This is a genomic window from Streptomyces sp. NPDC002403 (genome assembly GCF_053593015.1).
Genome location: NZ_JBSFBQ010000004.1, coordinates 147,523 through 165,678, shown reverse-complemented (window position 1 = coordinate 165,678; position 18,156 = coordinate 147,523). Strand labels below are relative to the sequence as shown.

15 protein-coding genes are annotated in these 18,156 nt (G+C 70.6%); 9 read left to right on the top strand and 6 right to left on the bottom strand.

Features of this window, described 5'->3' with window-relative positions; genetic code table 11:
- Positions 1-77 precede the first annotated feature (77 nt).
- Positions 78-440 (top strand): cupin domain-containing protein, encoded by a 363-nt coding sequence (locus ACWCPY_RS07195; protein WP_329816937.1) that lies wholly within the window; start codon positions 78-80, stop codon positions 438-440.
- 99 nt (positions 441-539) lie between these two features.
- Here the strand turns inward: ACWCPY_RS07195 and ACWCPY_RS07190 are convergent, their stop codons facing one another.
- The 3 genes from ACWCPY_RS07190 to ACWCPY_RS07180 all read right to left on the bottom strand — a co-directional run bounded on the left by ACWCPY_RS07190 (position 540) and on the right by ACWCPY_RS07180 (position 3,473).
- Positions 540-1,859: an MFS transporter gene (locus ACWCPY_RS07190; RefSeq protein WP_451263332.1), complete on the bottom strand. Its 1,320-nt coding sequence runs from the start codon at positions 1,857-1,859 to the stop codon at positions 540-542.
- 118 nt (positions 1,860-1,977) lie between these two features.
- A complete protein-coding gene (locus ACWCPY_RS07185) occupies positions 1,978-2,520 on the bottom strand; it encodes a methylated-DNA--[protein]-cysteine S-methyltransferase (RefSeq protein WP_451263331.1) in 543 nt (180 codons plus the stop codon).
- Between the two features lie 47 nt (positions 2,521-2,567).
- Positions 2,568-3,473 carry a glycerophosphodiester phosphodiesterase gene (locus ACWCPY_RS07180; RefSeq protein ID WP_451263487.1) on the bottom strand — a complete coding sequence of 302 codons (906 nt, stop codon included), beginning with the start codon at positions 3,471-3,473 and terminating at the stop codon, positions 2,568-2,570.
- Positions 3,474-3,734: 261 nt separating this feature from the next.
- Here ACWCPY_RS07180 and ACWCPY_RS07175 point away from each other — a divergent pair, with 261 nt between their 5' ends.
- The 5 genes from ACWCPY_RS07175 to ACWCPY_RS07155 all read left to right on the top strand — a co-directional run bounded on the left by ACWCPY_RS07175 (position 3,735) and on the right by ACWCPY_RS07155 (position 10,960).
- Positions 3,735-4,619 carry an MHYT domain-containing protein gene (locus ACWCPY_RS07175; RefSeq protein WP_451263330.1) on the top strand — a complete coding sequence of 295 codons (885 nt, stop codon included), beginning with the start codon at positions 3,735-3,737 and terminating at the stop codon, positions 4,617-4,619.
- A gap of 62 nt (positions 4,620-4,681) precedes the next feature.
- Positions 4,682-6,802 carry an excinuclease ABC subunit UvrB gene (uvrB, locus tag ACWCPY_RS07170; RefSeq protein WP_451263329.1) on the top strand — a complete coding sequence of 707 codons (2,121 nt, stop codon included), beginning with the start codon at positions 4,682-4,684 and terminating at the stop codon, positions 6,800-6,802.
- A gap of 131 nt (positions 6,803-6,933) precedes the next feature.
- The gene (locus ACWCPY_RS07165; protein WP_362443411.1) at positions 6,934-7,512 is read left to right on the top strand and encodes a TerD family protein; all 579 of its coding nucleotides are present in this window, start codon (positions 6,934-6,936) and stop codon (positions 7,510-7,512) included.
- 196 nt (positions 7,513-7,708) lie between these two features.
- On the top strand, positions 7,709-9,643 hold the full coding sequence (locus ACWCPY_RS07160) for a TerD family protein (RefSeq protein ID WP_451263328.1): 1,935 nt from the start codon (positions 7,709-7,711) through the stop codon (positions 9,641-9,643).
- Between the two features lie 312 nt (positions 9,644-9,955).
- The gene (locus ACWCPY_RS07155; protein WP_451263327.1) at positions 9,956-10,960 is read left to right on the top strand and encodes a TerC family protein; all 1,005 of its coding nucleotides are present in this window, start codon (positions 9,956-9,958) and stop codon (positions 10,958-10,960) included.
- Between the two features lie 102 nt (positions 10,961-11,062).
- On the opposite strand, the gene ACWCPY_RS07150 is transcribed toward ACWCPY_RS07155, so the two are convergent.
- Both ACWCPY_RS07150 and ACWCPY_RS07145 read right to left on the bottom strand, forming a co-directional pair.
- On the bottom strand, positions 11,063-11,719 hold the full coding sequence (locus ACWCPY_RS07150; RefSeq protein ID WP_451263326.1) for an MBL fold metallo-hydrolase: 657 nt from the start codon (positions 11,717-11,719) through the stop codon (positions 11,063-11,065).
- Between the two features lie 10 nt (positions 11,720-11,729).
- The gene (locus tag ACWCPY_RS07145; protein WP_451263325.1) at positions 11,730-12,419 is read right to left on the bottom strand and encodes a maleylpyruvate isomerase family mycothiol-dependent enzyme; all 690 of its coding nucleotides are present in this window, start codon (positions 12,417-12,419) and stop codon (positions 11,730-11,732) included.
- A gap of 175 nt (positions 12,420-12,594) precedes the next feature.
- Here ACWCPY_RS07145 and uvrA point away from each other — a divergent pair, with 175 nt between their 5' ends.
- Positions 12,595-15,630, top strand: a complete 3,036-nt coding sequence (uvrA, locus tag ACWCPY_RS07140; RefSeq protein WP_451263324.1) for an excinuclease ABC subunit UvrA — start codon at positions 12,595-12,597, stop codon at positions 15,628-15,630.
- A gap of 261 nt (positions 15,631-15,891) precedes the next feature.
- Positions 15,892-16,320, top strand: coding sequence for a Rieske (2Fe-2S) protein (locus ACWCPY_RS07135; protein ID WP_451263323.1), 429 nt, complete (start codon positions 15,892-15,894; stop codon positions 16,318-16,320).
- A gap of 42 nt (positions 16,321-16,362) precedes the next feature.
- Here the strand turns inward: ACWCPY_RS07135 and ACWCPY_RS07130 are convergent, their stop codons facing one another.
- A complete protein-coding gene (locus ACWCPY_RS07130; RefSeq protein ID WP_451263322.1) occupies positions 16,363-17,289 on the bottom strand; it encodes a hypothetical protein in 927 nt (308 codons plus the stop codon).
- A 227-nt stretch (positions 17,290-17,516) separates the two neighbouring features.
- Between ACWCPY_RS07130 and ACWCPY_RS07125 the strand changes: the two genes are divergently transcribed.
- Positions 17,517-18,152: a papain-like cysteine protease family protein gene (locus tag ACWCPY_RS07125; RefSeq protein ID WP_451263321.1), complete on the top strand. Its 636-nt coding sequence runs from the start codon at positions 17,517-17,519 to the stop codon at positions 18,150-18,152.
- Positions 18,153-18,156 lie beyond the last annotated feature (4 nt).

Sequence of the window (18,156 nt, the reverse complement as noted above, 5' to 3'; positions counted from 1 at the left end):
GGGCCGGGATTCCGTCGACCGGTCCTGATGCATCCTGCTGCCGAGCCGTCTTCCGGCGGTCGCTAAGGTGACCGGCCATGACCACATTTGATCAAGCTCCTGCCTCGTTCGTCGTACACATTCCGGACGCCGAACTCGAACCGGAACCGCTCGACCCCGCACAGATCGTCTCGGGCGAGCCCGTGGTGACCGGCAAGGTGCTCTGGGAGTCGCCCGACGGCAAGCAACTGCGCGGGATCTGGCAGATCACGCCCGGCGTGGTCACCGACACCGAGGCCAACGAACTCTTCGTGGTCGTGAGCGGCCGCGCGACCGTGGTGGTCGAGGGCGGCGCGACGCTGGAGCTCGGGCCGGGGGACGCCTGCGTGCTGCGCGAGGGCGACCGTACGACGTGGACCGTGCACGAGACGCTGCGCAAGGCGTACCACATCAGCCTCTGAGGCATCGGGAGCCGTCCGAGGCCTCGGACGGCTCCGACGAAGGCTCCGGAACCTCAGGCCGCCACCGGAACCTCACAAGGCCATGGAACCTCAGAAGCCTCAGGCGTCGCGTGGAGACGTCGGTGCCGCGGGCCGGGCGAGTGCCCGGCGCAGTGCCAGCGCCGCCATCGGCAGCAGCAGACACGCTCCGACCACGTTCAGCCAGCCGTAGCTCGCCCGGGCGACGATGACCCCGGCGACGGCTCCGCCGATGCCCGCCGCCGTGTTCATGGTCAGATCCGACAGACCCTGTACGGCGGCGCGGGCGGCCTGTGGCACGGAGTCGGTGAGCAGTGCCGAACCGGCGACCAGCCCCGCCGACCAGCCGAGACCGAGTGTGAAGAGACCGGCCGCCGTCTGCCCGTGGCTGGCGCCCGCGGTTCCGGCCAGCAGCGCGGCGCAGGAGAGCAGTCCGACCGCCAGACCGATCACCGCGAGCCGGCCGAAGCGGTCCGACAGCCAGCCCATCACCGGGGAGAACGCGTACATCCCCGCGATGTGGCCGCTGATGACCAGGCCGATCAGCTGGAGCCCGGCGCCGTGATGTCCCAGGTCGACCGGGGTCATCACCATGATCGAGACCATCGCGGTGTGCGAGACGGCCACAGTCACCAGCGCCAGCCGTGCCATCGGCGAGGCCCGGACCGCCGCGACTCCGGCACGCAGTGAACGGCCGGCCCGGGACTCGTCGCCCTGCGGTGCCAGCGCCCGCGCCGTGAGCAGCGGGTCCGGCCGCAGCAGCACCCCGACCACCGAGGCCGCCAGCAGGAAGATCCCGGCCGCGAAGACGAACGGGCCCGCCTGCTCGGATATCGCGGAGCCGCGGAAGACACGGCCCACCGGGGCGGCGATGTTCGGCCCGAGGACCGAGCCGATCGTGGTGGCCCAGATGACCGTGGAGATCGCCCGGCCGCGCCGGTCGGGCTCGGCCAGATCCGCGGCGGCGAACCGGGCCTGCAGATTGGCCGAGGACCCCGCACCGAACCCGGCCATGCCCAGCAGCAGCAACGGGAAGCTCTCCACCAGAGTGGACAGGACCACCAGCCCCGCGCCGAGCGCACCGATCAGATACGCCAGTACGAGACCGGGGCGCCGGCCGCGCGCGGTCATCAGCGCGGCCAGCGGCAGCGAGAGCAGCGCGGTCCCGGTCACCGAGGCGGTCGGGGCCAGGCCGGACAGCGCCTCGGAGCCGCTCACCTCCGTGGCCAGCACGGGGGCCAGGGCGATACCGATGGGCACGCCGAGGCCGCCGAGTATCTGGCTGCCTATGAGCACCGCGGACGTTCTGCGCCGCAGCCCTGGAAGCTCGGCCGCCGAGACCGGGGTGGCGGGACGGCCGGGCCCGGCGGGGGTGTCAGGTGCGTCAAGGGTGTTCGTCACTGACGCAGTGTGCCAGTCCGTACACGGGTGCGAAACCGGGTCCGCACCGGGCACGGGCGCGTCCCCACGACGGCGGTCACCCGGGACCGCCCCGGTGCGGAGGCTCCCGGCGGCCGGCTCAGAACAGTGGCTGGGGCAGCACACCCTCCAGCGCCAGCAACTGCCGCTTGGTGTCGAGCCCCCCGCCGAAACCGCCGAGTCCGCCGTCGCTCTCCACCACCCGGTGGCACGGCACCACCACCGGCAGCGGATTGGACGCCATGGCCACCCCGACCGCCTGCGCGGCACCCGGCCGGCCCACGCGCCCGGCGAGCTCCCCGTATCCGACGACCGTCCCGTACGGCACGCCCGTCGCCAGCTCGCGGAGCACCTGGCGGTTGAAGCCCGAGGTCAGCGACCAGTCCAGGTCGAGCGAGAACTCCCGCGACGAGCCCGCGAAGTACGCCGCGAGCCTGCGTATCGGCTCGGCGAGCCGGGCGGAGCCGGGATTCTCCACCGGCTCCGCACCGAGCCGCGTCCGCAACTGCCCGAGCGCCTTCTCCCGCACCTCGGGACGGGCGTGGAAGGCCACGCTCACCAGGCCCGTACCGGTCGCGGCAAGGAGCAGCGGGCCGATGTCGCTCCCGACGACGGCCCACTCGACAACTCCGGTGCTGTTCATGGGATCCACGGTACGGCCGCCCACTGACAACCGGCCGCGGCCCCGGTTCAGCCCGTGGCCTCGCGCACCACGTCGGGGTTGTTGGTGATGATCCCGTCCACGCCGAGGCCCGCCACCTTCTGGGCGCTCGCCGCGTCGTTGACCGTCCAGGTGTTGACCCGGAGCTTCTTGCCGTGCGCGCCCTTCAGCGCGTGCACCGCGTTCACGTAGTCGGCCGAAATGGATGTGTAGGAGGGGTTGATCTGGTCGGTGAAGGCCGCGTACGACGGCAGGTCGGCCACCGCGGGGGTGCCGAGGAACCCGGTCGTGACGTCCGGGCGCAGCTGGTGCACCTTCTTCACGCTGTCCGCGCCGAAGCTCTGGATGACGAGCCGGTTCTTCACATGAGCGCGGTCGAGCCACCCCTTCTGGCGCAGCACCCGCAGGGTCTCCTTCTCGATGCCCGGGTAGATCTCGGGGCTCTTGATCTCCAGCAGCAGCTTCTGCCGGTTGCGCTCGACCCGGTCCAGGTACTGCTTGAGCGTGGGCACCCGGGTCCCGGCGAACTGCGGGCCGAACCAGCTGCCCGCGTCCAGCCGGGCGATCTCCGCCGCCGTGAAGTCCTTGACCGCCCACGAGGTCCGGTCCGGGAAGACCTCCTCGACATCGGTGGTCCGCCTCAGATCGGTGTCGTGCACGACCACCAGCACACCGTCCTTGGTGAACTGGACGTCGTTCTCCACCCAGTCGAAGCCGAGGGCGTCGGCCTTGTCGACGGCGGCCAGGGTGTTCTCCGGCGCGTAGGCCGAAGCGCCCCGGTGGGCGAGGACGACGGGCACGGTCCGCTTCACGTCCGTGGACCGGGCGCTCACGGCGCTGATACCGGTGACCGCGGTCACGTGCCCGGCGCCGGCCGTGGCCCGTTCCGTGGTCCGAGTCTCGGAGCCCGACATCAGAAAGGCGCCGGTGCCCATCAGGGCGGCGGCGGCGAGAGCGGCGGTTGCGGTGCGTGCGTACACGTGTACTCCTTGCGTCGGAAGTTGCGGACGGGCCGAGAGTGACAGTCGCGCCCCAACACGGGACAGGCGAAGGATGGCCACAACGTGAACGCGACCGCCGATGCCGGGTCACAGGCCGAATTCCTGCTCGATAAAATGCAGCTCTTCTGTTTGTTTGCCGGGACTCGCGCCTTAGGGTCACCCCGAAACCCGGGCTTCCGCGAAGGGCGTACGAGCATGCAGGGCACGATCGACGGTTTCAGCTACGGAGCGGTGACGCCCGTCGCGGCCTTCCTCATGGCCTGCCTCGGCGCTGCGCTCGGGCTGCGCTGCACGAACCGTTCGCTGCGTACCGAGCGCTCCTTCAAGGCCGGCTGGCTGGCCCTCGGCGCGACGTCCATCGGCTCCGGTATATGGACCATGCACTTCATCGCCATGATGGGTTTCTCCGTCGACGGGGTGGTCATCGGCTACGACAAGCCGATCACCTTCGCCAGTCTCGCGGTCGCCATCGGCATGGTCGGCGTCGGCATCTTCATCGTCGGGTACCGCGGTGCCACCGGAATGGCCCTGGTGACGGGCGGAACCATCACCGGACTCGGCGTGGCCACCATGCACTACCTGGGTATGGCCGGAATGCGCCTCGAAGGGCAGTTCGAGTACGACACGGTCACCGTGGCCCTCTCCGTCGTCATCGCCGTGGTGGCCGCCACCACCGCGCTCTGGGCGGCCGTCTCCGTCCACGGGTTCCTGCCCAGTCTCGGGGCCAGCGTCGTGATGGCCGTCGCGGTGAGCGGCATGCACTACACGGGCATGGCCGCCCTCAGCGTCCATCTGCACCCCGGCGCCCTCCCCGACACCGCCGCGGCCGACGCGGCGACCGCACCGCTGGTGCCGCTGCTGATCGGCCCCGGCTGCTTCCTGATCCTCGCCGCGGTGGTCGTGATGTTCGACCCGCTGATGGTGATGGGCACCCCGGACTGGAACGACCCGGGGAACGCGGGGGCCGGCCGGCCGCCCGGGATACCGGCCCAGCGGCAGGTGCCGCGGTTCGGCACGCATGCCGACCCGGCCTCGTTCCACTCCCGGCCGCGCGACCCCGCGCCGCCGGGAGAATGGTGATCGGGGCCCGGCACATCGGCTGACCCCGTCCGGTTGTCAGTGGTGGGTCGTACGGTGGTTGCATGCGGCCCGTTTCGAAGATCGAACGTTCGGTGGCGCCTTTCGAGGTCGTCAGTCCCTACCAGCCCAGTGGCGACCAGCCCGCGGCCATCGCCGAGCTGGAGCGGCGCATCCGCGCCGACGAGAAGGACGTCGTCCTGCTCGGCGCGACCGGCACCGGTAAATCGGCGACCACCGCGTGGATGATCGAGAAGCTGCAGCGCCCCACACTCGTGATGGCACCGAACAAGACGCTCGCCGCTCAGCTGGCGAACGAGTTCCGCGAGCTGCTGCCCAACAACGCCGTCGAGTACTTCGTCTCGTACTACGACTACTACCAGCCCGAGGCGTACGTCCCGCAGTCGGACACCTACATCGAGAAGGACTCCTCGATCAACGAGGAGGTCGAGCGGCTGCGCCACTCCGCGACGAATTCGCTGCTCACCCGGCGCGATGTCGTCGTGGTCGCCTCCGTCTCCTGCATCTACGGCCTCGGTACGCCCCAGGAGTACGTGGACCGGATGGTCCAGCTCAAGGTGGGCGACGAGATCGACCGGGACCAGCTGCTGCGCCGCTTCGTCGAGATCCAGTACACCCGCAACGACCTCGCGTTCACCCGGGGCACCTTCCGGGTGCGCGGCGACACCATCGAGATCTTCCCGGTCTACGAGGAGCTCGCCGTCCGCATCGAGATGTTCGGCGACGAGATCGAGGCCCTCTCCACCCTCCACCCGCTCACCGGCGAGGTGATGAGCGAGGACCAGTCCCTCCACGTCTTCCCCGCCAGCCATTACGTCGCGGGCCCCGAGCGCATGGAGAAGGCGGTCAGCGGCATCGAGCAGGAGCTGGAGCAGCGCCTGGCCGAGCTGGAGAAGCAGGGCAAGATGCTGGAGGCCCAGCGGCTGCGGATGCGCACCACGTACGACATCGAGATGCTCCGGCAGATCGGCACCTGTTCCGGCGTCGAGAACTACTCGATGCACTTCGACGGCCGCTCGCCCGGCACCGCCCCCAACACCCTCCTCGACTACTTCCCCGAGGACTTCCTCCTCGTCCTCGACGAGTCGCACGTCACCGTTCCGCAGATCGGTGCGATGTACGAGGGCGACGCCTCCCGCAAGCGCACCCTCGTCGACCACGGCTTCCGGCTCCCCTCCGCGCTCGACAACCGCCCGCTGAAGTGGGAGGAGTTCCTGAGCCGGATCGACCAGACCGTCTACCTCTCCGCCACCCCCGGGAAGTACGAGCTGTCCCGGGGCAAGGGCTTCGTGGAGCAGATCATCCGCCCCACCGGCCTCGTCGACCCCGAGGTGGTCGTCAAGCCCACCGAGGGTCAGATCGACGACCTGGTGCACGAGATCCGCACCCGCGCCGAGAAGGACGAGCGGGTCCTGGTCACCACCCTCACCAAGAAGATGGCCGAGGACCTCACCGACTACTTCCTGGAGCTCGGCATCCAGGTCCGCTATCTGCACAGCGACGTCGACACGCTGCGCCGCATCGAGCTCCTGCGCGAGCTGCGCTCCGGGGAGTACGACGTACTGGTCGGCATCAACCTCCTGCGCGAGGGCCTCGACCTGCCCGAGGTGTCGCTCGTCGCCATCCTCGACGCGGACAAGCAGGGCTTCCTGCGTTCGGGGACGTCCCTGATCCAGACCATCGGCCGTGCCGCCCGGAACGTCTCGGGGCAGGTCCATATGTACGCGGACAAGATCACCCCGGCGATGGAGCAGGCCATCGACGAGACCAACCGCCGCCGCGAGAAGCAGATCGCGTACAACACCGAGCGCGGTCTCGACCCGCAGCCGCTGCGGAAGAAGATCAACGACATCGTCGCGACGATCGCCCGCGAGGAGGTCGACACCGAGCAGCTGCTCGGCACCGGCTACCGCCAGGCGAAGGGCGCCAAGGCACCCGTTCCCGCACTGGGCGTCAAGGCTGCCGCGTCCAAGAAGGCCAAGGGCGGCGGCGCAGCGGTCACCGACCGGCCCGCCACCGAACTCGCCGGAATCATCGAGGAGATGACCGACCGGATGCGGGCCGCCGCCGCGGACCTCCAGTTCGAGGTGGCGGCGCGACTGCGCGACGAGGTCGGGGAGTTGAAGAAGGAGCTGCGACAGATGCGCGAAGCGGGCCTTGCCTGAGCCCGTCGCATCAGGTGTGTTGCAGGACCGACACAAAACGGCCCTGAGCGGCCGCGCCACCGGCGCGACTGCGTAGGGTGCTGGGAAACCGCGCACGGACGGTTGCGGGGAAAGCGGAGAGGGGACAGCGCGTGACGGTCAATATGACCAAGGGTCAGGCCATCAGCCTGCAGAAGAGCGACGGGGGGACCCTGACCGCGGTGCGGATGGGGCTCGGCTGGCAGGCGGCACCGCGCCGGGGTCTGTTCGGTTCACGTACACGGGAGATCGACCTCGACGCGTCGGCGGTGCTCTTCGCCGACAAGCAGCCGGTCGACGTGGTCTTCTTCCGTCACCTCGTCAGTGATGACGGCTCGGTCAAGCACACCGGGGACAACCTGGTCGGCGGCGCCGGTTCCGGCGGCGACGACGAGGCGATCCTCGTCGACCTGCAGCGGGTGCCGGTCCACATCGACCAGATCGTCTTCACGGTGAACTCCTTCACCGGCCAGACGTTCCAGGAGGTGCAGAACGCCTTCTGCCGCATCGTCGACGAGACCAACGGCCAGGAGCTCGCCCGCTACACGCTGGACGGCGGCGGGCAGTACACCGCCCAGATCATGGCGAAGGTGCACCGCTCGGGGAACGCCTGGCAGATGACGGCCCTCGGCAACCCGGCCAACGGCCGTACCTTCCAGGACCTGATGCCGGCGATCCTGCCGCACCTGTAGGCAGGGCCCGACCGGGGGAGGGGGCCGGGACCTTTCGGCACCCTCCGAGCCGGTACACATCGGTACCCGCAGCTCCCGGAGGCATCGGCCGCCGGGAGCTGCACCGCATGACGCCGCACCACACAACGCCGCACCGCATGACGCTGCACCGCACGCGGCGCACCACGCAGCAGTGAATCGTCGAGGGGACAGGGCAATGACGGCCGAGCTGGTCCGGGGGCAGAACCACACCTTGCCCCAGACCCGTCTGGAGATCCGGGTATCGGCCGGCACGCCTGTCGTGGCCGGCGCCACGCTCGGCGACGAGAACGGAACGGTGCACGGCACCGAATGGATCGCCCACCCGGGATCGCCCCAGCTCCCCGGGCTCGAAGTGTCCAGGCAGGCCGCCGCCGACCACCGGCTCGCCGTGGACCTCGACGCCCTGCCCGCCTCGGTGCACCGGGTCACCGTGCTGCTGGCCCTGCCGACGGGAGTCGGCGGCCCGGTCCGGTTCGGCGCGGTCGCCTCCCCGTTCGTCGCCGTCACCGGGCTCGACGGCACCGAGATCGCCACCTTCACCCTCACCGGACTGGACACCGAGTCCGCGGTCGCGGCCCTGGAGCTCTACCGCCGCCAGGGCGCCTGGAAGGTACGCGCCGTCGGCCAGGGCTACGCGGGCGGCCTCGCCGCCATGCTCGCCGACCAGGGTCTGCCCCGGGCCGCCGAGCTGGCCCACTCCATCCAGGACGCGGTCACCCGGGCGATGGCCCGCTCGGTGGCCCCGCCCCCGCCGCGCACCCCGGACGCCGGCCGGGTCGGATCCGGCGCCGGCCCCGTGCCGCCCCCGGACGGCCGCCGGCCCGCCGCCCAGCAGCCCGAACCGCTCACGGAGCCGGTCACCCCGCCGCCCTCCGCCCCGACGGGCGGGCCCATCAACTACGCGCACCCGCGCCGCCAGTCCGCCGCACCCCCGCCGCCCCCGCCCACCGCGCCGCCCGCCGAGCCGGGCCGCCCCGCCCGGCCCGTCGCCGGGGACGCGACCGGCTGGTCCATGGACGAGCGCCTCTACAACCAGATCTGGGGCATGTTCGAGGACCTGGCCCGCACCACCGCCGCCTACCGCAGCGCCGTCGACTTCGCCGAGTCCCGCATGGAGCAGGAGCTCGACCGCACCCTGTCCGACCCGCGCAGCCGGATCGGCGGCGCGGGGGACCGGGCCCGCGCGGAGGCCCGGGCCAAGCGCGACGAGCTGACCACCCGGGCCCGCGAGGCCCTCGACCGCGACCTCGCCCAGCTCGCCGCCGAGGCCGACGTGGTGGAGCCCGCGCTGCCCGCCCCGTTCGCGGGCTGGGACAACCCCGTCTGGCACGCCTACCGCGTCCCGATGGAGATCCCCATGGCGCTGCGCATCGGCGACCTCCACCTGCCCGAGAACCCCGGCCTGCACATCCCGCTGCTGGTCCGGCTGCCGCTGGAGCGCGGCATCTGGATCGACAGCGGTCGTACGGCGTCCGAGGCCGCGGCCGTGCTGGACGGTGCCCGGCTGCGCGGCCTCGCCATGGAGAGCGCGGTCGCGCACGCGGCCCGGCTGCTGGCCGTCTACCCGGCCGGCGAGTTCTCGGTCCATGTCATAGACCCCGCCGGCTCGGCGGCCGGAGCGCTCGCGCCCCTGGTGCGGTCCGGGGCGCTCGCGGGGCCGCCCGCCTCCGGAGCGGGAGGCGTGGCCACGGTCCTCGCCCATCTCACCCGGCGCGTGGACCTGGTGCAGATGGCGATCCGGGCCGGCGCTGCCGACTCGCTTCCGCCGGACGTGGACACGGGCGAGCAGCTGCTGATCGTCAACGACTTCCCGCACGGCTTCGACGACCGGGCCGTCACCCAGCTGCGCTACCTCGCCGACGAGGGGCCCTCGGTCGGCGTCCATCTGCTGATGGTCGCGGACCGGGAGGACGCCAGCGCGTACGGGCCGGTGCTCGACCCGCTGTGGCGCTCGCTGCTCCGGCTCACCCCGGTCGCCGACGACCACCTGGCCGATCCCTGGGTGGGGCACGCCTGGACGTACGAGCCGTCTCGGATACCGCAGGGCAGCCGGGTCCTGGAACAGGTGCTCGCCAAGGTGGCCGCGGCCCGTCGCCCCCGGCGCTCCTGAGCCGGGCGCACCGGCACCGACCTGAGCCGGGCGCACCGGCCCGTACCGGGGCCGGTGCGCCCGGCTTTGCTCTCTCACCACTCCTACCAGCGCTTTTGAATGATCTTTACCCTCTTCTTTACCTTTCCTTGGTGTTCCCTGTACTGTTCTTTGAGCGGAGGGGAGTACTCCCATACGCGGCGTTCCCGTCAATACGGACCGTGACCGGTCCCGGGGCGCCGGCCCGTGGCGCACAGCCCGTGCGCCCGGGTGGAAGAGACCTCCGGCAGCGACGACGCTGATCAGTAGCCGTAGCGAACTGCCGGAGGCGCAGTGGACGTTTCATGGACCCTCTGGGTGCTGACCATTCTTGGTCTGTCAGCCCTTATCGCCGTCGACTTCTTCATCGGGCGCAAGCCCCATGACGTGACGACCAAGGAAGCCGGGATCTGGACGGTCGTCTGGATCGCGCTGGCCGTCCTCTTCGGGCTCGGCCTGCTGCTCTTCGGCGAGAGCCAGGCCTCGGGCGAGTTCTTCGCCGGCTTCATCACCGAGAAGTCGCTCAGTGTCGACAACCTCTTCGTCTTCGTCCTGATCATGGCGAAGTTCTCGGTCCCCTCGCACCTCCAGCAGCGGGTGCTGCTGATCGGTGTGCTGATCGCGCTGGTACTGCGGGCGGTCTTCATCGCCGCCGGTGCAGCCGTGATCGCCAACTTCTCGTGGGTCTTCTACATCTTCGGCGCGTTCCTGATCTACACCGCGTGGAAGCTCATCCAGGAGGCGCGGGCCGGCGAGGAAGAGGAGGAGTTCGAGGAGAACCGTCTGCTCAAGACGATCGAGCGCCGCTTCGGGGTGGCCGACCGCTACCACGGCACCAAGCTCTTCATCCGGAACAACGGCAAGCGCGTCCTGACGCCGCTGATGGTCGTCATGCTCGCCATCGGCACCACCGACGTGCTCTTCGCCCTGGACTCCATCCCCGCGATCTTCGGTCTGACCCAGGACCCGTACATCGTCTTCACCGCCAACGCCTTCGCCCTGATGGGGCTGCGGCAGCTGTACTTCCTGATCGGCGGGCTGCTGAAGAAGCTGGTCCACCTCAGCTACGGGCTCTCGGTCATCCTCGGCTTCATCGGGGTGAAGCTGGTGCTGCACGCACTGCACGAGTCCGGGGTGCACGTCCCCGAGATCTCCATCCCGGTCTCGCTCGGCGTCATCTGCGGCGTGCTGGTGATCACCACGATCACCAGTCTCGTGGCCAACAGGAAGCAGGCCCGGGCGGAGTCGGCCGAGGACGCGGACGAGACCGCCGGCAAGGGCGCGGGCGTAGACGCCTGACCACTGCGGCGGACGGGAACGGCACGGGCCGGGGCGGGCGGCGATTCGCTGCCCGCCCCGGCCCTTCCGCACCTCATGCGCGCGGGCTCGCCCCGGCCGGTGTCACCAGCCGCGGGCGCGCCACTGCGGCAGCTGCGGACGCTCGTCGCCGAGCGTGGTGTCGTGGCCGTGTCCGGGGTAGACCCATGTCTCGTCGGGCAGCTGGTCGAAGAGCTTGGTCTCCACGTCGTGGAGCAGGCTCGCGAAGGCCTCGGGGTCCTTGTGCGTATTGCCGACCCCGCCGGGGAAGAGGCAGTCCCCGGTGAACAGGTGCGGGGCGCCGTGCGGGTCGTCGTAGACCAGCGTGATGGAGCCCGGGGTGTGACCCACGAGGTGGCGGGCGGTCAGGGCGACCTCGCCCACCCGGATCGTGCCGCCGTCGTCGACGAGGACATCGGTCGGGACCGGGATGCCCTCGGCGTCGTACCGCCCGGCGTAGGTGCTCGCTCCGGTGGCCGCCACCACCTCGGCCAGCGCCTGCCAGTGGTCGCCGTGCCGGTGGGTGGTGACGACGGACGCGATGCCGTCGTCACCGATCAGCCGCAGCAGCGTGCCGGCCTCGGCGGCCGCGTCGATCAGGAGCTGCTCGCCGGTGGCCCGGCAGCGCAGCAGATACGCGTTGTTGTTCATCGGGCCGACGGCGACCTTGGAGATCATCAGATCCGTCAGCTCGTGCACGTCCGCGCGTCCGCCGACCTTGACCGCTCCGCTGTACGTCATGACTCTCAGCCTATAGCGGGGGCAGTGCGGGAAGCGGGCCGCCTTCGACGGTCAGCGCCGCCCCGTCGCGGCGGCCGCAGAGCCAGCCGAGGAGTTCGGGGGCCGCGCCGCGGACGGTGACGGGACCGCCCTCCGCGCCGCCGCCGGTCGTCCGGATCGGCCCCCGGCCGTCGTCCAGCCTCGTGGACACGACATCGGGGTGCCCCTCGAACCGCTCGGCGAGGAACTCGATCTCCCGGGCGACGAACTCCTGGGGCAGGTCCTCCAGCTCGTAGCCGATCCCCAGGTCGACATGGTGCAGCTCGACCTCGACCCGGCGGCGGAAGGGGAGCCGGGAGGCGGAGTCCGTCACGCCGTTGCGCAGGGTGACCGTGCGGGACCAGTCGGCCGGGGCCGCGGCCGCGGCCGCGAAGCGGTCCGCGCTCGCGGACAGGTCGGCCAGCTGCTCGGCCGGCGGCCGGGGCGCGTCGCGCTCGATGTCTCGGTCGCGGGTTTCGCTGTCTGCGTACATGGGCCGGCTCTGGAGAACATTTACGAGCGCATCGGCGTTACGGGAGAGGTGCGCAACGACATGACCCCGGCTCCAGCCGGGAAGACGGGACGGCTCGGCCAGTGCGGCGGCGTCCAGTTTTCCGGTGGCGCTGAGCAGTCGATCGGTTGCTTCACGTACGGCTTCCAGGTCGTGCGCATGATCAATCATGAGGCTGAGCCTAGCCTCGCCACTCATTCGGGTGAAGGAGTCCACAGGCGTCCATAAATCGAATGCGCGTGCTATACGCTCGGGGTCGAAAGCTTCGTACATCGCTGTGGCGCCCCCCATACCCTGGGACAGGGGCTCAGTTCCCCCACTTCTCTCCAGAAAGGTGCGGACCGGCGTGGCCGACCGTCTCATCGTCCGTGGCGCTCGCGAGCACAACCTCAAGAACGTCTCGCTCGACCTCCCCCGCGACTCCCTGATCGTCTTCACCGGGCTCTCCGGGTCGGGCAAGTCGTCCCTCGCGTTCGACACGATCTTCGCCGAGGGCCAGCGGCGCTACGTGGAGTCCCTCTCCTCGTACGCCCGCCAGTTCCTCGGCCAGATGGACAAGCCGGACGTCGATTTCATCGAGGGACTCTCGCCCGCCGTCTCCATCGACCAGAAGTCGACCTCGCGCAACCCGCGCTCGACGGTCGGCACCATCACCGAGGTCTACGACTACCTCCGGCTGCTCTTCGCCCGGATCGGCAAGCCGCACTGCCCGGAGTGCCGCCGGCCCATCTCGCGCCAGTCGCCGCAGGCGATCGTCGACAAGGTGCTCGGCCTGCCCGAGGGCAGCCGGTTCCAGGTGCTCTCGCCGCTGGTGCGCGAGCGCAAGGGCGAGTTCGTCGACCTCTTCGCCGATCTGCAGACCAAGGGCTACAGCAGGGCCCGGGTCGACGGCGAGACCATCCAGCTCTCCGAGCCGCCCAAGCTGAAGAAGCAGGAGAAGCACACCATCGAGGTGGTCATCGACCGTCTCACGGTGAAGGAGAGCGCCAAGCGCCGGCTGACCGACTCGGTCGAGACCGCGCTCGGGCTCTCCGGAGGCATGGTCGTGCTCGACTTCGTCGACCTCCCCGAGGACGACCCCGAGCGTGAGCGGATGTACTCCGAGCACCTCTACTGCCCGTACGACGACCTCTCCTTCGAGGAGCTCGAACCGCGTTCCTTCTCCTTCAACTCGCCCTTCGGCGCCTGCCCCGACTGCACGGGTATCGGTACGCGGATGGAGGTCGACCCGGAGCTGATCGTCCCCGACGAGGAGAAGTCGCTCGACGAGGGCGCGATCCACCCCTGGTCGCACGGCCACACCAAGGAGTACTTCGGCCGGCAGATCAACGCACTCGCCGACGCCCTCGGTTTCCGTACGGACATCCCCTGGGCCGGGCTGCCGCAGCGGGCCAGGAAGGCCCTGCTCCACGGCCACAAGATCCAGACCGAGGTCCGCTACCGCAACCGCTACGGACGCGAGCGCGCGTACACCACCCCCGCCTTCGAGGGCGCGGTGCAGTTCGTCAAGCGGCGCCACTCCGACGCCGAGAGCGACTCCAGCCGGGAGCGCTTCGAGGGCTACATGCGCGAGGTGCCCTGCCCGACCTGCGAGGGCACCCGGCTCAAGCCGATCGTCCTCGCGGTGACGGTGATGGAGAGGTCCATCGCCGAGGTCGCCGCGATGTCGATCAGCGAGTGCGCCGAGTTCCTCGGCCGGATGAAGCTCAACGCCCGTGACAAGAAGATCGCCGAGCGCGTGCTGAAGGAGGTCAACGAGCGCCTGAGGTTCCTGGTCGACGTCGGCCTCGACTACCTCTCGCTCAACCGCGCGGCCGGCACCCTGTCCGGCGGCGAGGCCCAGCGCATCCGGCTCGCCACCCAGATCGGCTCGGGCCTGGTCGGCGTGCTGTACGTGCTGGACGAGCCGTCCATCGGCCTGCACCAGCGGGACAACCACCGGCTGATCGAGACCCTCGTCCGCCTCCGCGACATGGGCAACACGCTCATCGTCGTCGAGCACGACGAGGACACCATCAAGGTGGCCGACTGGGTCGTCGACATCGGCCCCGGTGCCGGTGAGCACGGCGGCAAGGTGGTCCACTCCGGATCGCTCAAGGAGCTGCTGGCCAACGGCGAGTCGATCACCGGTCAGTACCTGAACGGCGAGAAGTCGATCCCGATGCCCGACGTCCGGCGCCCCGTCGACCCGCAGCGCAGGCTCACGGTGCACGGAGCCCGGGAGAACAACCTCCAGGACATCGACGTCTCCTTCCCGCTCGGTCTGCTCACGGCCGTCACGGGCGTCTCGGGTTCGGGGAAGTCGACGCTGGTCAACGACATCCTCTACACCCACCTGGCGCGCGAGCTGAACGGCGCCAAGTCGGTCCCCGGCCGGCACACCCGGGTCGACGGCGACGACCTGGTCGACAAGGTCGTCCACGTCGACCAGTCGCCCATCGGCCGCACGCCCCGGTCCAACCCGGCCACGTACACCGGTGTCTTCGACCACGTCCGCAAGCTGTTCGCGGAGACGATGGAGGCGAAGGTGCGCGGCTATCTGCCGGGCCGCTTCTCCTTCAACGTCAAGGGCGGCCGCTGCGAGAACTGCTCCGGCGACGGCACCATCAAGATCGAGATGAACTTCCTGCCGGATGTGTACGTCCCGTGCGAGGTCTGCCACGGTGCGCGCTACAACCGGGAGACCCTGGAGGTCCACTACAAGGGCAAGTCCATCGCCGAGGTGCTGGACATGCCGATCGAGGAGGGCCTGGAGTTCTTCGAGGCCGTCCCGACGATCGCCCGCCATCTCCGTACGCTCAACGAGGTGGGCCTCGGATATGTGCGGCTCGGCCAGTCCGCGCCGACGCTCTCCGGTGGTGAGGCGCAGCGCGTGAAGCTCGCCAGCGAGCTCCAGAAGCGCTCCACCGGCCGCACGGTCTACGTCCTGGACGAGCCGACCACGGGTCTGCACTTCGAGGACATCAGCAAGCTCATCAAGGTGCTCTCCGGGCTGGTCGACAAGGGCAACTCGGTGATCGTCATCGAGCACAACCTCGATGTGATCAAGACCGCGGACTGGGTCATCGACATGGGCCCCGAGGGAGGCAGCGGCGGCGGTCTGGTCATCGCCGAGGGCACTCCCGAGGAGGTCGCGGGGGTTCCGGCCAGCCACACCGGCAAGTTCCTCCAGGGCATCCTGGATCCGGAACGGGTGAGCGAGGCCGCGGTGCCCGCGGCCCGCAAGCCGGTACGGAAGGCGGCCGCGAAGAAGGCGGTCGCCGCCAAGTCGACCCCGGCGAGGAAGACGGCCACGGCCAGGACGAACTCCGCGGGGACCGCGAAGACGGCCGCGGCGAAGAAGCCCGCGGCGAAGAAGGCGACCCGCACGCGCAAGGCCTGACGCCTCCGGCGTGAACAGGGCGGCGGCTCCCGGACCTCCGGGGGCCGCTTTCCCTGTTCCTCCGCCACGGCCGAGCCTCTGACCAGGGACGACCGTTCCCGGGTGGCCCGGCCGCAGGGCCGCCGCTCTCCGCCGGTATCGTCGGTTCTGTCACCGATGGCACCGATGGCTCCGACGACTCCGATGCCCGCGTACCCCTGGTACCCGCGGCGCTTCGGTCGTGCCCGGCGCCCATCCACCCCTTCGACCAGTGGAGACCGCATGTCCGGCCAGCCCGCCGCCCGCCGTACCGTGCTGAAGGGCGCCGCTCTCGCCGGCGCCGCCGGGCTGGGAGTGGCCGCCTGCTCGACCGAATCGAAGCTCGGCCACGCCGAGACGCCGACGCCGACCGCCCCCGTCGAGCTCGGCGCGCCGGACGACGTTCCGGTCGGCGGATCCAAGCTCTACCGCAACGAGCGGGTCATCGTGAACTGCCCGGCCAAGGGCCAGTACAAGGCGTTCAGCGCCCAGTGCACCCACGCCGGCTGTCTGCTGGACAAGGTCGAGGACAACGTGGGGACGTGCCCCTGTCACGGCAGCCACTTCGACACCACGACCGGCAAGGCGACACGTGGCCCGGCGACCGCGCCGCTGCCCGCGGTCCCGGTCAGGGTCGAGGGCGGAAGGCTGGTCGCGGGCCCCGAGGCCTGACCCGGTCGGCGCCCCGACGCCCGACGCCGGCCCGGGACCGGTTCACTCCCAGTCCCAGTCGATGCCGACCAGACCGGGCCGTACGCCCTGCTCCACCAGGTGAACGGTCCGGTGCCTGCCGGTCAGCGTGAGGTCCGTACGGGCGCCGCGCGGCGCCCCCGCCGAGACCTGGGCGAAGCGCCGGCACCGCACCGGCAGCGCGGCCTCGTCGAAGGCCACCTGCAGCACGTACTGCCCGCCGCCGAAGCTGAACCCCCGCACGTACTCGCCGCACGGGCCTCCCGTGCCGTCGTCGAAGCCGTAGCCGAACAGGTAGGTGTCGCCCGCCCTCAGCCGGGTGTCGAAGAGCAGTTCGGCGACGAGCACCCCCGTCCCGCGGTCCCAGCGGACCCGCCCCGTCCGGCAGTTCTCCCGGGCCGCCACCGTCACCCCCGCCGGATCGCAGCCCGGATCGCCCCGGTGGACGGCGAGGTAGCGGTCGATGTCGTCCCGGTGGGCGCGCACCACGTGCTGCGACTCGCGCTGCCGCAGCTCCCGGCCGGAACCGATCCGCACCCGCTCGTGATGCCCCACCGTGTGCAGCCCGCCGTCCACCGGTGACCCCATGTCCGCGAGCAGCCGCTCCACGGCCCCGGACGACTCCATCAGGGACCGGTACGAACGGGCGGCCGGCCGGTCGGCGTCCGGGCGGGCACTCCCCGTCCCCAGCAGCCGGAGCAGCGAGTTCCGCGGCAACTCCAGCACCTCCTCAAGCGCCTTCACGGCCCGCAGGGACTCGGCGCGCTGCGGACGCCTGGCCCCCTGCTGCCAGTAACTCAGGCTCGTCACCCCGACCTTGACCCCGCGGTGTGCGAGATGGTGCTGCACCCGCTGGAGCGGCAGCCCCCGCACCGAGAGCGCGGTGCGCAGCGCCAGATGGAACGGGCCGGTGTGCAGCACCTGCGCCAGTTCGGCCTCGGTGTGCTGCATGGGGTCCTCCAGGTGAACGTTCACGACGCGGCGTGGGAGAACGCGTCGCCGGGGGCGGTGCCGCAGGTGGCCGGGGGAGGGCCGTTCACGTATCCGCCACGCCGTTCACACCGCGATGTTCCCCCGCATTGAAGCGTGTTGACCCGTCCCCGACAACGGTTGATGCTCCTCGGACAGCGTCCGGACGCGCTCCTCCGACCCCACACCCCCGCCTCGGGAGGAACGTCATGCGTAACCGAAGAATCCGAACGGGACTGCTCCCGGCCGCGGCCGCCCTGGCCGCCGCACTCCTCGCCGTGCCGTCCGCGACCGCCTCGGCGGCGCAGCACCCCGTCCGCGCCGAGGCCACGGCCCGAAGCGCCACCGCGGGCACCGCCGTCGCCGCCACCCAGCGTCTGAACATCACCATGCAGGCCCAGCAGAAGACCAACTGGTGCTGGGCGGCCTCCGGCAACACCATCGCCACCTGGTTCGGCCGCACCTACTCGCAGAACCAGTTCTGCAACGCCGCCTTCGGCCGCGCACAGGGCTACGAGTGCCCCAACTCGCAGGCCACGCTCGGCAATGTCCAGGACGGTCTGTACTGGGCCGGCATCACCCCCGGCTCGTACGTCACCGGCTGGCTGCGCTACCCCACCGTCCAGGCCGAGATCGCCGCGGGCCGCCCCGTCGAGACCCGCATCCAGTGGTCGTCGGGCGGCGGCCACATGCATGTCCTGTACGGGTACGACGACTCCGACAGCTGGGTCTACTGGGGCGATCCCTGGCCCTCCAACAACCGCTACAACTGGGCCTCGCACGCCTGGTACGTGAACAACAACGAGTTCTCCTGGACCCACTCCCTCTACCGGATCGGAGCGTGACGAG